This is a genomic window from Hydrogenophaga sp. FG152, from assembly GCF_057809615.1.
Genome location: NZ_JBMDKH010000004.1, coordinates 100,399 through 113,672, shown reverse-complemented (window position 1 = coordinate 113,672; position 13,274 = coordinate 100,399). Strand labels below are relative to the sequence as shown.

14 protein-coding genes are annotated in these 13,274 nt (G+C 67.2%); 1 reads left to right on the top strand and 13 read right to left on the bottom strand.

Annotated features, from left to right (window positions below; genetic code table 11):
- Nucleotides 1-4: 4 nt before the first annotated feature.
- On the top strand, nucleotides 5-1,084 hold the full coding sequence (gene mnmH / locus ACODTB_RS06720) for a tRNA 2-selenouridine(34) synthase MnmH (RefSeq protein WP_291113322.1): 1,080 nt from the start codon (nucleotides 5-7) through the stop codon (nucleotides 1,082-1,084).
- 36 nt (nucleotides 1,085-1,120) lie between these two features.
- Here the strand turns inward: mnmH and ACODTB_RS06715 are convergent, their stop codons facing one another.
- The 13 genes from ACODTB_RS06715 to ACODTB_RS06655 all read right to left on the bottom strand — a co-directional run bounded on the left by ACODTB_RS06715 (nucleotide 1,121) and on the right by ACODTB_RS06655 (nucleotide 13,220).
- A complete protein-coding gene (locus tag ACODTB_RS06715; protein ID WP_291113320.1) occupies nucleotides 1,121-1,315 on the bottom strand; it encodes a hypothetical protein in 195 nt (64 codons plus the stop codon).
- A gap of 35 nt (nucleotides 1,316-1,350) precedes the next feature.
- Nucleotides 1,351-2,547 (bottom strand): PLP-dependent transferase, encoded by a 1,197-nt coding sequence (locus ACODTB_RS06710; RefSeq protein WP_291113318.1) that lies wholly within the window; start codon nucleotides 2,545-2,547, stop codon nucleotides 1,351-1,353.
- Between the two features lie 5 nt (nucleotides 2,548-2,552).
- Nucleotides 2,553-3,077: a phosphoribosyltransferase gene (locus tag ACODTB_RS06705; protein ID WP_291113316.1), complete on the bottom strand. Its 525-nt coding sequence runs from the start codon at nucleotides 3,075-3,077 to the stop codon at nucleotides 2,553-2,555.
- Nucleotides 3,078-3,143: 66 nt separating this feature from the next.
- On the bottom strand, nucleotides 3,144-4,532 hold the full coding sequence (locus ACODTB_RS06700) for an adenylosuccinate synthase (protein WP_291113314.1): 1,389 nt from the start codon (nucleotides 4,530-4,532) through the stop codon (nucleotides 3,144-3,146).
- Nucleotides 4,529-5,722, bottom strand: coding sequence for an ATP phosphoribosyltransferase regulatory subunit (locus tag ACODTB_RS06695; RefSeq protein WP_291113312.1), 1,194 nt, complete (start codon nucleotides 5,720-5,722; stop codon nucleotides 4,529-4,531). The genes ACODTB_RS06700 and ACODTB_RS06695 overlap by 4 nt, the downstream gene beginning before the upstream one ends.
- Before the next feature lie 104 nt (nucleotides 5,723-5,826).
- Complete coding sequence (locus ACODTB_RS06690; protein WP_291113310.1) at nucleotides 5,827-6,012, bottom strand: DUF2065 domain-containing protein; 186 nt, start codon at nucleotides 6,010-6,012, stop codon at nucleotides 5,827-5,829.
- A gap of 30 nt (nucleotides 6,013-6,042) precedes the next feature.
- Entirely contained in the window at nucleotides 6,043-6,936 is an 894-nt protein-coding gene (hflC, locus tag ACODTB_RS06685; RefSeq protein WP_291113308.1) for a protease modulator HflC, read from the bottom strand.
- Between the two features lie 26 nt (nucleotides 6,937-6,962).
- Entirely contained in the window at nucleotides 6,963-8,276 is a 1,314-nt protein-coding gene (gene hflK / locus ACODTB_RS06680; protein ID WP_291113306.1) for an FtsH protease activity modulator HflK, read from the bottom strand.
- A 134-nt stretch (nucleotides 8,277-8,410) separates the two neighbouring features.
- Nucleotides 8,411-9,595, bottom strand: coding sequence for a GTPase HflX (hflX, locus tag ACODTB_RS06675; protein WP_291113304.1), 1,185 nt, complete (start codon nucleotides 9,593-9,595; stop codon nucleotides 8,411-8,413).
- Nucleotides 9,596-9,674: 79 nt separating this feature from the next.
- Entirely contained in the window at nucleotides 9,675-9,944 is a 270-nt protein-coding gene (gene hfq, locus ACODTB_RS06670; protein ID WP_084360358.1) for an RNA chaperone Hfq, read from the bottom strand.
- A 65-nt stretch (nucleotides 9,945-10,009) separates the two neighbouring features.
- Nucleotides 10,010-11,344 (bottom strand): ribosome biogenesis GTPase Der, encoded by a 1,335-nt coding sequence (gene der, locus ACODTB_RS06665; protein WP_291113300.1) that lies wholly within the window; start codon nucleotides 11,342-11,344, stop codon nucleotides 10,010-10,012.
- A 50-nt stretch (nucleotides 11,345-11,394) separates the two neighbouring features.
- Nucleotides 11,395-12,549, bottom strand: coding sequence for an outer membrane protein assembly factor BamB (bamB, locus tag ACODTB_RS06660; RefSeq protein ID WP_291113299.1), 1,155 nt, complete (start codon nucleotides 12,547-12,549; stop codon nucleotides 11,395-11,397).
- A 5-nt stretch (nucleotides 12,550-12,554) separates the two neighbouring features.
- Nucleotides 12,555-13,220: a YfgM family protein gene (locus ACODTB_RS06655; protein WP_291113297.1), complete on the bottom strand. Its 666-nt coding sequence runs from the start codon at nucleotides 13,218-13,220 to the stop codon at nucleotides 12,555-12,557.
- Between the last annotated feature and the right edge of the window lie 54 nt (nucleotides 13,221-13,274).

Sequence of the window (13,274 nt, the reverse complement as noted above, 5' to 3'; positions counted from 1 at the left end):
GGGCATGCCCGTCCACACCCTGAGCGCCACCGAGGCGCTGGCCCGCCTCGCCGAATTCGACACCCTCATCGACGCGCGCACCGAAGACGAGTACGCGCTCGACCACGTGCCCGGCGCGGTGAACTGGCCCACGCTGAACAACCAGCAGCGCATCGACATCGGCACGATGTACAAGCAGGTCAATCCCTTCGAGGCCAAGAAGCGCGGCGCGGCCCTGTCGGCGCGCAACATCGCGGCCCACATCGAACGCGAGGTGATCGACAAACCCAAGGGCTGGAAGCCGCTGGCCTACTGCTGGCGCGGCGGCAACCGCAGCGGCGCGCTCGCGACCATCCTGGGTGCCATCGGCTTTCGCGTGACGTTGATCGAAGGCGGCTACAAGGCCTGGCGCGCCGCGCTGGTGGACGCCCTGCCCGTGCTGGCCCAGGGCCTGTCGTACCGCGTGGTCTGCGGCCCCACCGGCAGCGGCAAGACGCGCCTGCTGCATGCCCTGGCCGCCCAGGGTGCCCAGGTGCTCGACCTCGAGGCCCTGGCCAGCCACCGCAGCTCGGTGCTGGGCCAGATCCCCGGTCAGCCGCAACCCAGCCAGAAGCGCTTCGACTCCCTGGTGTGGGCGGCCCTGCGGGGTTTCGACCCGGGCCGCGTGGTGTACGTCGAGAGCGAGAGCAAAAAGGTGGGCAATGTGCGCGTGAACGAAGCGCTGATCGACGCGATGCGCGCCAGCCCCTGCATCGACCTGCGCCTGGGCGACGAGGAACGGGTGGCCTTGCTGCTGGAGGACTACGACTTCTTCGTCAAGGACCCGGCGGCGTTCTGCGAACGCCTGGAGGCGCTCACGGAACTGCGGGGCAAGCAAGTGGTGTCGGGCTGGACGGGGAAGGTGCGTGCGGGCCACACACCGGAGGTGGTGCTGGAACTGCTCACGGGCCACTACGACCCGATGTACGCCCAGTCGATCGCGCGCAATTTCACGCGGTTTGCGCAGGCCCGGCCGCTGGTGCTGCGGGACCGGTCGCCCGACGCCCTGGAAGAGGCGGCGCGGGCGCTGATGGCTGACGAGGCCACAGCCACCCACCCGGCCTGAGCGCCCAAGCGCCGGCCGACGTGGGAACCAGCGGGCTCAGTCGGCCGCGCTGTCGCCACCCGCCGCCGGTGCATCACCGGGCGTGTCGGGCGATCCGGCCTCCGGCTCCTCGGGCGCATCGGCGTCCTGGTGCTGGCGACCGGCGGCCTTGGCTTTGAGCTTTTCCTCTTTCTTTTTCTTCTTGGCGAGCTCGCGCTGGCGCTTTTCGTATCCGTAATTGGGAGTGGCCAAGTCAGTCTTTCAGGTCGGTGGAAAAAGGGGGAGGGTCAGGGGTTCAATGCGGTCAAGGCCTGCGCCAGGTCGGCGCGAAGGTCGTGCACGGACTCCAGGCCCACGGCAAAGCGTACCAGACCGCCCGCGTGGGGCCAGCCCAGGGAGCGGCTGCCGCCGATGTCGTAGGGCGCGCACAGGCTGATCGGGCCAGCCCAGCTCCAGCCCAGCTTGAACAGGCGCAGACTGTCGCAGAACGCGTCGATGCGCGCCTGGGAAATGGAGGCGTCGAACACCGCGCTGAACAGGCAGGCCGCAGCGGTCGCATCGCGTTGCCAGGTGGCGTGGCCGGGCGAACCCGGCAGCGCCGGGTGCAGCACCTGCACCACGCCGGCCTGCTGCTGCATCCAGGTGGCGAGTTCGCGGGTGCTGGCGTCCTGGGCGTGGTAACGCAGCGCCATGCTGGACAGGCCGCGCAAGACCAATTCGGCGTCGTTCACGCCAATGTTCAGCCCCAGGCGCATGTGCGTGAGCAAGACCTGGCGGTGCAGCGCCAGATCGCGCGTGACGACCGAGCCCATGAGCACGTCGGCACCGCCGCTGGGGTACTTGGTGAGGGCCTGCACCGAGATGTCCACGCCCAGATCAAACGGCGCGAAGGCGATGCCGGCGCCCCAGGTGTTGTCGAGCGCGGTGACGACGGGGCGCTGGTCGGCGCCGCGCTGGGCGTTGACCTCGCGCACACGGGCCACCAGGGCCGGCAGATCGGGAAACTCCAACGTGACCGAACCGGGCGCCTCCAGCCAGACCAGGCGCGTGGCCGGGCCGATCTTGCGCGCGAGATCGGCCGGGTCCATGGCATCGAAATAGCGGTGCGTGATGCCCCAGGCCGCGAGTTCGACCGAGGCAAAGGACTTGCCCGGTCCGTAGGCGTTGTCGGGGATCAGCACCTCATCGCCCTGGCGCAGCAGGGCCATGTCCACCAGCGACACCGCTGCCAGGCCGCTGGGCGCGAGCACGCAATGCAGACCGCCTTCGATGGTGGCGATGCGCTCTTCCAGTGTGAAGGTGGTCGGCGTGCCGTGCAGGCCGTAGGTGTAGCCGCTCTTGTCTTTCCAGTCGGTCGTGCGCAGGGCCTCGACGTTCGGAAAGAACACGGTGGACGCCTTGTACACCCCCGGGGCCACCCCCTCGAAACCCTCAGGGGGCTTGTAGGGATGGTGAATCAGGCGCGTGGACAGGTCGTCACTCATTCAGTTCAAAGTTTCCACTTTTCCAGGAGTTGCGCGGGGCGCAGGCTGTCGTAGCCTTCGAAAGGCTGGTGAATCCAGGGGTTCGTGGGCAGGAACTCCACCGAGTAATCGGCCGTGAAGGTCGAGAGCTGCTTGGTCCAGATCACGGCGCTGCGCATCTCGGTGATCGGCTTGTAGTTGTTCTTGAGCAGGTCGATGACCGCCTTGAGCGTGTGACCCGAGTCGGCGAGATCGTCCACCAGCAGCACCTTGCCCGCGATCTCGCCCTTGGGCGTGGTGATGTAGCGCGCGATGTCCAGGTTGCCCTGCTCGGTGCCGGCGGCGGCGCGGTAGGAGCTGGTGGACATGATCGCCAGCGGCTTGTCGAAGATGCGCGAGAGGATGTCGCCTGGTCGCATGCCGCCCCGTGCCAGGCACAGGATGGTGTCGAACTCCCAGCCCGACTGGTAGACCTTGAGCGCGAGCTTCTCGATCAGGTTGTGGTACTCGTCGTAGGAGACGTAGAGGTGTTTGCCGTCTTCGGTCAGCATGCGGGCTCCGGATGGGGAAGTCGATGGGAATTTTGCACGAAGGGCCGCTCGCGGCCCCCGGTGGTTTCACCCATGGTAGGGGTTGTGCACCAGGATGGTGTGGTCGCGGTCCGGGCTGGTGGAGACGATGTGGATCGGCACCCCGGTGGTCTGCGCGATGCGCGTGAGGTAGCGCTGCGCGTTGACCGGCAGGTCTTCATAACGCGTGGCACCCACCGACGATTCGCTCCATCCGGGCAGCGTTTCGTAGATGGGCTTGCAGCGCGCGATGTCTTCCGCGCTCATCGGCAGGATGTCGATGACCTGGCCATCCAGCTCGTAGCCGGTGCACAGTTGAAGCTCCTTGAGCCCATCCAGCACGTCGAGCTTGGTGATGCACAGGCCCGAGAGGCCATTGACCTGGGCCGAGCGCTTGAGCAGCGCGGCATCGAACCAGCCACAGCGGCGGCTGCGGCCCGTGGTCACGCCCTTCTCGGCCCCCACGGTGGCCATGTGCCAGCCGGGTGTGCCTTCCTTTTCCCATTCCAGCTCGGTGGGGAACGGGCCACCGCCCACGCGGGTGCAGTACGCCTTGGTGATGCCCAGCACGTAGTGCAACAGGCCCGGACCCACGCCCGAACCGGCGGCGGCGTTGCCGGCCACGCAGTTGCTGGAGGTGACGAAGGGATAGGTGCCGTGGTCGATGTCGAGCAGCGTGCCTTGCGCGCCTTCGAACAGCAGGTTGGCACCGGCCTGATGCGCCTCGTTGAGTTCGCGCGAGACGTCGGCGATCATGGGCTTGAGCAGTTCGGCCTGCTGCATGGCCTCGGTGTACACCGCGTCGAACTGGATCGCGCCGTCCTTCATGTACGAGGCGATCTTGTCGTCCCAGGCCATGTCGGCGGAATGCAGGTAGCTGGTGAGCACGTGGTTGTGCAGGTCCAGCAACTCGCGCAGCTTGGCCGCGAAACGATCGGGGTACTTCAGGTCCTGCACGCGCAGCGCACGGCGCGCGATCTTGTCTTCGTAGGCCGGCCCGATGCCACGGCCGGTGGTGCCGATCTTCTCGGTGCCGGCCTTCACCTTGGCGGCCTCGCGCGCGATGTCGATGGCGGCGTGGAACGGCAGGATCAGCGGACAGCCTTCGCTCACGCGCAGGCGCGAGCGCACCTCGACACCGGCTTTCTCCAGGCCGGCGATTTCCTCGAACAGCTTGCCCACCGAAAGCACCACGCCGTTGCCGATGTAGCACTTCACACCGGCGCGCATGATGCCGCTGGGGATCAGGTGCAGCGCCGTCTTCACGCCGTTGATGACCAGCGTGTGGCCCGCGTTGTGCCCGCCCTGGAAGCGCACCACGCCCGTGGCGGTTTCGGTCAGCCAGTCGACCAGCTTGCCCTTGCCTTCGTCACCCCACTGGGTGCCTACCACCACGACGTTGCGCCCGGGGGTCACGGCGTTGCTGCTGTTCTTCATTTGCTGGTTTCCGTTCGAAGGGTTTGTACTGTCCAGGCGCCGCGGCGGGCCGCATCGGGCACCAGTTCGCGGTCGCAGTGAAATTCATCGACCTGGTGGTCGTGGCCTGGCAAGGCACACACCACGGTGTGGCCCTGAGCGCGCAGTTCGGCAATGGCCTGGCGCAGGCCGGCGTCCATGCCCCAAGGTGCGCGGATGGCTGCCACCAGCGGTCGCGGCGCCACCGCTGCCACCAGTTCCTTGAGGTCCAGGCTGAAGCCCACCGCGGGGCGGTTGCGGCCGAACACGGCGCCCACCTCGTCGTAGCGGCCGCCCCGTGCCAGTTCGAGTGTCTGCCCTGCCCGGCCTTCCGGCGTGTGGGCAAAGAGCGCGAAACGCATGCCGGTGTAGTAGGCGTAGCCGCGGAGGTCGGCCAGGTCGATCGACACGTCCATGCCCTGCGCGTGCGAGGCCAGCCAGCGCAGGCTGTCCAGCGCGGCGTGCAGGGCCGGAGAGGGTTGCAAGATGCGCTGCGCCTCGTCAAGCACCGCCACACCCCCGAACAGGCGCGGCAGCGCGACCAGATCGCGGCGCACGGCGGCCGGCAGGTCGCGCGCGAGCACCTCGAGTTCGGCCACGTCCTTGGCGTTGAGCGCCGCGTGGATGCGGGCTTCCTGCGCGGCGGTGAGCGAGACAGGGGCGAGCACGGCATCGATCACGCGCACATCGGCCATGTCCAGCTGCAGGCCCTTCACGCCCGCATTGCGCAGGCAGGCCTGTGCGAGTTCGATGATCTCGAGATCGGCCTCCTGGCCGGCGTGGCCGTAGATCTCGGCCCCGAACTGCAGCGGCTCACGGCTGGCCAGCGGGCGGTCGATGCGGGTGTGCACCACCGGGCCGCAGTAGCTCAGGCGGGCCACGCCCTGGCGGTTGAGCAGGTGGGCGTCGATGCGGGCAACCTGCGGCGTGCTGTCCGCGCGCAAACCCAGGGTGCGGCCGGAGAGCTGATCGACCAGCTTGAAGGTCTGCAGACCGAGGGCCTCACCGGTGCCGGTGAGCAAGGACTCCAGGTGCTCCAGCAGCGGCGGCATGACCAGCTCGTAGCCGTAGCCCCGGGCCGTGTCCAGCAAGCCCCTGCGAAGTTCTTCGATGTGACGGGCCTCGGAAGGCAGGACATCGGCAATGTGATCCGGGAGGACCCAGGCAGACATGGATATTTTCAGGCGCTGTTAAAAACGTGATTCTACCGGCCCCCCGGGAGCTACTCCGGCGGGTATCGCTCAGCGCGGGGAGGCGCTGGAAAAGAAGCGCGGAGTCAGGCCAGCGACCACCAGAGCAGCACACCGCTGCCCAGGCAGATCAGGCCGAAGAAGCGCAACTGCCCGTCGCGCAGGCTCAGCATGTCGGTGAAGACGCGGCGCCACAGCCTGGGCGCCAGAAGGGGCAGCAGCCCCTCGAAGATCAGCACCAGGGCCAGCGCCGGCCAGATCGCGTCGGACATGTCGTGCCCTGGTCTGTCAGCGCTCTAGGCTCACCGGGCCGGCGCCACGTTGCTGCTGCGCATGCCCTTGAAGAAGTCGGACGAAGGGTCGACCACCAGCACATCGGACTTGCTGGCAAAGCTCGACTTGTACGCTTCCAGGCTGCGGTAGAACTGGGCGAATGCCGGATCGCGGCCGAAGGCATCGGAGAACGAGGCCGCCGCCTTGGCATCGCCCGCACCCTTGATCGCCTGCGCGTCGCGGTAGGCTTCAGAGACGATCACTTCGCGCTGGCGGTCGGCATCGGCGCGGATCTTCTCGCCCTCGGCAAAGCCGGTGGAGCGCAGCTCGTTCGCAACACGCTTGCGTTCGGCTTCCATGCGCTGGTAGACCGAGGCGGTGATGCTCTCGGCGTAATCGACGCGCGTGATGCGCACGTCGACCACATCCATGCCCCACGGCTTGTCGGCGCCGCGCACGGCCGCCAGCACTTCACGCTTGACGTCGGCCATGAGCTGCTCGCGCCGGGTCGACAGCAGCTCGTTCACCGTGCGCTTGTTGACTTCCTGCTGGAAGGAGTTGCGCACCACGCGGTTGAGCTGCAGCGCGCCGGCGCGCTCGTTCACGCCGACGTTGCGGATGTACTCCTGCGGCTCGCTGATGCGCCAGCGCACGTACCAGTCGATCACCACGCGCTGCTTCTCGGCGGTGAGCGTCGGCTCGGTGTCGGTGCTCTCCAGCGTGAGCAGACGCTTGTCGATGTAGGACACGTTCTGGAACGGCGGCGGCAGCTTGAAATTCAGGCCAGGTTCGGTGACGACCTGCTTGATCTGCCCCAGCTGGAAGACCACGCCGAACTGGCGCTGGTCCACCACGAACAGCATGGAGCTGGCGATCGCCAGAACCACGATGAAGGATGTGATGATGAAACCGAGTTTGTTCATGTTGTTTCTCTGGTCGCTGGCGCTGTTCAGCGGCTCTCGCGCTCGCGCGAACGCGCGGCGTTGTCCGTGCTGCGGCTGGTGGGCACCGGGATCGTGCTCTGCGTGGGCGCGCTGGGCTGGGTGCTGGCGCTGGGCGTGGACGCGGGCTGCCCCGTCATCTGCATGATCTTGTCCAGCGGCAGGTACAGCAGGTTGGAGCCCGACTTGGAATCCACCAGCACCTTGGTCACGTTGCTGTAGATCTCCTGCATGGCATCGGTGTACATGCGTTCGCGGGTCACCTGCGGTGCCTTCTGGTACTCGGTCAACACCGCGCGGAAGCGCTGCGAATCACCCTCGGCCTGCGCCACGATGCGGGCGCGGTAGCCTTCGGCCTCTTCGGTCAGGCGAGAGGCCGCACCACGGGCGCGCGGCACCACGTCGTTCGCGTAGGCCTGGGCCTCGTTCTTGGCGCGTTCGCGCTCCTGACCGGCCTTGAGCACGTCGTCGAACGATGCCTGCACCTGCTCGGGCGGGCGCACCCCACCCTGCTGCAGGTTGATGCCCACGACCTCGATGCCGACCTTGTAGCGGTCGAGAATGCTCTGCATCAGCGTGCGCACGCGCGGTGCGATCTGATCGCGCTCTTCGGCCAGCGCGGCATCCATCTTCATCTTGCCGACCACCTCACGCACCGCGGTCTCGGCGACCTTCACGACGGCCGCGTCAGGGTCCCGGCTCTCGAACAGGAAGGCGCGGGCGTCGTTCAGACGGTACTGCACCGCGAACTTGATCTCCACGATGTTTTCGTCTTCGGTGAGCATGGCCGATTCGCGCAGGCCGGTGGCGGGCACGACGTTGTCGCGGCCCACGTCCACCGAGCGGATCTGCGTGACGAACACGGTTTCGTGGCGCTGGATCGGGTACGGCAGGCGCCAGTTGAAGCCGGCGCCCACGGAGCTGTGGTACTTGCCGAACTGGGTGATCACGGCCTGCTGACCTTCCTGCACGATGAAGAAGCCCGTGCCCATCCAGATGAGCAAGGCCACGCCCGCGATGAGGCCGAAGCCGATGCCGGTGGCCTTGGGGTTCGGGTTGAAGCCCTGCATGCCGCCATTGCCGCCGGAACCATTGCCACCACCCTGGTTGCCGCCCCGGCCCTTGTTGCCGAGCAAGCCACCGAGCTTGCGGTTGAAATCGCGCCAGAGTTCGTCCAGGTCCGGCGGGCCCTGGTTCGGGCCTTGGCCGCGCGGGGGTTGGCGCTGCGGGTTGCGGTCCTCCTCGCGGCCCGGCTCCTGGCCACCGTCGTTGCGGGGCTCGTCGTCACCCCGGCCCCAACGGGGGTCGTTCAGATTGAACATGCCCCACAGCCCGTGCCAACCACGGCGGCGGACAGGGCGGGTCGCTCGATCAGCGCCGCGGGCAGGGGTTTGCAGATTCACATCCATGGGTTGCCAACTCTTTTGTCGATTCAAAACCATCACATTGTGCCCAATCAGGACACGGGTTCGCCGATTTCCGGGAGCGCCCCGGGGCGCATGGGGTCAGACCCCGGCTTTTGCGCGATCACGTGTGCCGCCAACAAGGCCCGCAACTCGGGCAAGCCCACGCCGGTGCGCGCACTGACGAAGATTCGAGGGACCGACTGGCCGTCCAGTTCCATCGCATCGCTCAAAACATTCGGCACGGTGGCTGGGTCCATCGCATCGAGCTTGTTGAACAGCAGGATCTGCGGCACCTGATCGGCACCGATGTCCTTGAGCACGCCGAGCACCGAGGCGATCTGTTCGAGGTGGGACGGGTTGGAGGCGTCGACGACGTGCAGCAGCAGGTCGGCGTCGACGGCCTCCTGCAGCGTGGCGGCAAAGGCGTCGACCAGGCCGTGCGGCAAGTCGCGGATGAAGCCCACGGTGTCGGAGAGCGAGACCGAGCGCCCTGCTTCGCCCAGGTAGAGCTGGCGCGTGGTGGTGTCCAGCGTGGCGAAGAGCTGGTCGGCCGCGTACGCGCGCGCCTTGACCAGACTGTTGAACAGCGAGGACTTGCCGGCGTTGGTGTAGCCCACGAGCGAGATCGAGAAGGTGTCGCGGCGCTCGCGTTGGCGGCGCTGGGTGGAGCGCTGCTTCTTCACCTTTTCAAGCCGCTCTTTGGTGCGCTTGATGGCCTCGCCGATCATGCGGCGGTCCAGTTCGATCTGCGTTTCACCCGGGCCACCGCGCATGCCGATGCCCCCGCTTTGCCGCTCCAGGTGCGACCAGCGTCGCACCAGGCGCGTCGACAGGTACTGCAGCCGAGCCAGCTCGACCTGCAGCTTGCCTTCGTGGCTGCGCGCGCGCTGGGCGAAAATTTCCAGGATCAACAGGGTGCGGTCGTTGACCGGCAGGCCCAGATGGCGCTCCAGGTTGCGCTGCTGAGCCGGGCTGAGCGACTGGTCGAACAGCACCTCGGAAGCACCGGTAGATTGCGCCAGCATCTTGATCTCGTCGGCCTTGCCCGAACCCACGAACAAGGCGGGGTCGGGCGCGCGGCGCTTGCAGCTGACGCGATCGGCCACGGTGTATCCGGCGGTCTGAGCCAGCAGGCCCAACTCCTCGAGACCGGCATCAAAATGAGGCACACCAAAGTCCACGCCAACCAGGATGACGGACGGCGTGGAGGACGGGGTGGAAGCGGGTGAATTCAAATCGGTAGAGCGACAACGCGCACGGCGTTGCGGGCCCGGCAGGTCGGCTGCACGGGCCGGATGCGATTCAGGCGTTGAATCAGGACGCTGCCGGCTCGTCCGTGCCGACGGCCGAGAACTGCACCGGGCGACCCGGCACGATGGTGGAAATGGCGTGTTTGTAGACCATTTGCGTGACCGTGTTGCGCAGCAACACGACGTATTGGTCGAATGACTCGATCTGACCCTGCAATTTGATGCCGTTGACCAGATAGATCGACACGGGCACATGCTCCCGGCGAAGCTGGTTCAGGAAGGGGTCTTGCAAGAGCTGGCCTTTGTTATTGCTCACGATATGCTCCGTGTTCAATGAAAGTTAATGAGGAATGGACCATACCACAGCCGTGCGGCCGGGCCGAGGTTGAGTCGAAATTCCTACTCCTTGAAGGGATTGGCCGAAGTCTTGAACTCGATCCGCAGGGGGGTGCCGACCAGATCGAAGGCCTTGCGGAAGCGCCCTTCAAGGAAGCGCTTGTACGCGTCCGGCACATTTTCCAGGGAATTGCCGTGGATCACGATCACCGGCGGGTTCATGCCGCCCTGGTGGGCGTAGCGCATCTTGGGCCGGAACATGCCGCTGCGGGTGGGTGCCTGGAAGGCCACCGCCTCCATCAGCAGGCGGGTCAGCACCGGGGTTGACATTTTCCGCATGGCGGAAGCGTGGGCCTGGGTGATGGACTTCCAGACTGGGCCCAGGCCCTGGCGCTTCTGAGCGGAAATCAGGTGCAGCGAGGCGAACTTCAGGAAAGCAAGCCGGGTTTCAACCTGGCGCTCGATCTGCTCGCGCTGGTAGGCGTCCACCGCGTCCCACTTGTTGATCGCGAGCACCACGGCGCGGCCGCTCTCAAGGATGTAGCCGGCGATGTGGGCATCCTGGTCGGTCACGCCCTGCGTGGCGTCCAGCAGCAACAGAACCACGTGGGCGTTTTCGATCGCCTGCAGCGTCTTGACCACCGAGAACTTCTCGATCGCCTCGAACACGCGGCCCTTGCGGCGGATCCCGGCGGTGTCGATCAGCTCGAACTTCTGGCCCGAGCGCTCGAACGGCACGGAAATGGCGTCGCGCGTGGTGCCCGGCAGGTCGAAGGCCACCAGGCGTTCCTCGCCCAGCCAGGCGTTGATGAGGGTGGACTTGCCCACGTTGGGACGGCCCGCCACCGCCAGGCGGATCACCCCGGTCTCAACTTCGGGCTCCTCCTCGTCCTCCGGCGGCAGTCCGGGGATGAGCTCCAGGGCGCCGTCGAGCATGGAGCGCACGCCCTGCCCGTGCGCACCGGACACCGCCATCACCTCACCCAGCCCGAGCTCGTAGAACTCGACCAGTTGCAGGCCTTGCGTCATGCCTTCGGCCTTGTTGGCCACCAGCAACGTGGGCTTGCCCAGGCGGCGCAGGTAGCCTGCGATCTCGTGGTCCTGGGCGCTGATGCCGGCACGGGCATCGACCACGAAGATCACCACATCGGACTCGGCCACGGCCTGCCGCGTCTGCTTGGCCATCTCTTTGTAGATGCCTTCGCTGGCCTCGGGTTCGAAGCCGCCGGTATCGATGACGATGTACTCGCGCCGGCCCTGACGGCCGTTGCCGTAGTGGCGGTCCCGGGTGAGGCCGGCAAAGTCGGCCACGATGGCGTCGCGTGAACTCGTCAGGCGGTTGAACAGGGTGGACTTGCCCACATTGGGCCGGCCCACCAGGGCGATGACGGGTTTCACGGAAAGAGCTTTCGTTCAGGCGGTCACGAACACGGTGTTCGTGGCGGGCATTACTGGGGACGCCAGGCGAACACGCCGCCGTTGCGTGTCTGCACCACCAGCGCATCGCCAGCGAGCACCGGCGGGGCCACGATGGGCGAGCCGTCGGTGGTCAGGCGGGTCATTTCGCTGCCGTCCTCGCGGGAGATCAGGTGCACGAGGCCACGGCTGTCGGCCACTGCCACGACGCGGCCCAGGGCCAGCGGCGCGGTCAGGCCGCGGTATTTCAGGCGGTCGATGCTCCAGGCGGGCTCGCCGGTGGCGCGCTGCCAGGCCTGGAAGCGGCCATCGCTCTCGCTGCCGAAAACCAGGCGGTCATCGCCGTGCACACCCGTCGTGCCTTGCGCGGCGCGCGTCCACACCACGGTGCCTCGGCTCGCGTCCACGCAGCCCACGGCGGCCGAATAGGCCCGCGCGCAGACGCTGTTGCGGATGCGGCTGACCGGCCCCACGATGTCGACCAGGCGCTCGACTTCGTTGGTGCCTCGGGACGTGGCCACCGGTGCCTCCCAGCGCACGGATCCGTTGTCGGGGTTGAGACCCGTGAGGCGTCCCGCCAGGCCCACCACCAGGGTATCGCCCACCGCCAGCAGCGCGCCTGTCTGGCTCAGCACCAGCGGTTCTGCGGGACGGCTCTGGCTCCACAGCCGGGCGCCAGTCTTGCCATCGAAAGCCGTGACCACGCGATCGGCCGTGAGAACGAACACCCGCTCGCCCGCCACGAGGGGGGCAGTGAACGAGCGCGCGGGCAGGCGCACGCGCCAGCGCTCAGCCCCATCGGCGATGGCCACCAGCTGGTTGTTGCGGGTCACCACGACGGCGGTCTGTCCATCGGAACCCACCCCGGCGGCAATCGGCGTGCTCAGGTTCAGGCGCCAGACATCCTTGCCGGTCGCGGCATCCAATGCGGCCACGTTGCCCGCACCGCCAGCGACGAAAACGCGTCCGCCCGCCACGATCGGTGCCAGCGAGGCATGGCCTTCGCCGACCTGGGCCGACCAAACGAGCTGGGTGCCCATCAGGGCGGCCACAGCGGGCAGCTCGGCCGGCTGCGGCTTCTTCGAACTCGAGCCACAGGCCGACAGCAAGGCGACGGCGACCAGCCCGATGACGGGCAAGGCCCGGCGCCAGGGCGCCGTGGATGAAAGGGGTGTGCAGGTGACCATGGATTTCAACGTGCGGTGGAAGACAGACTGGCGGTGTCCACGCCCAGGGCGGCGAGCTTCACCTCGACCAGCCGGCGGTACTCGGTGCGCGCGCCCAGGGCCTGCCAGGCGCTCTGATATTGCGCCTTGGCTTCATCGGCCTTGCCCTGGGCCATGAAGACATCGCCACGGCGGTCGGCCACCAGGGGTTCGAAAGACTTGGGCACGGAGGCTTCCAGCGTCTTGAGGGCCTGGTCGAAGGCCTTGCCTTCCACGTCCAGCGCGGCCAGGCGCAAGCGGGCCACGGCCTGGTAGGACGCGTCGCCGGATTTCTCGACCACCCAGGTCAGTGCGGCACGGGCCTTGTCGACCTGACCGGCTTCGAACAGGGTTTTGCCCGCCAGCAGCGCCGCCTGGCTGGCGAAGGTGGTGCCGCCGAACTGGGCCTGCATGTCGGCCAGGGCGCGCTCCACGCGCTCGTTGTCGCGCGCCAGCACCGCGCGGTCAACCTCGTCGTACAGCGCGGCGGCTTTCACGCCCTGCGTGCGCTGCCAGTAGTTCCAGCCGTTCCAGGCCGCGAAGGAACCGAAGACGACGATCAGCACCCAGCTGATGAGGTTGCCGTACTGGGCCCAGAAGTGCTTGATCTGATCGATCTGTTCCTGTTCTTCGAGGTCGAGGTGTTTGGCCATGGTGGATGCGGGTCTGGAATTCGTGCGCCGGTTGCGCAACGGGGGATTGTAGGC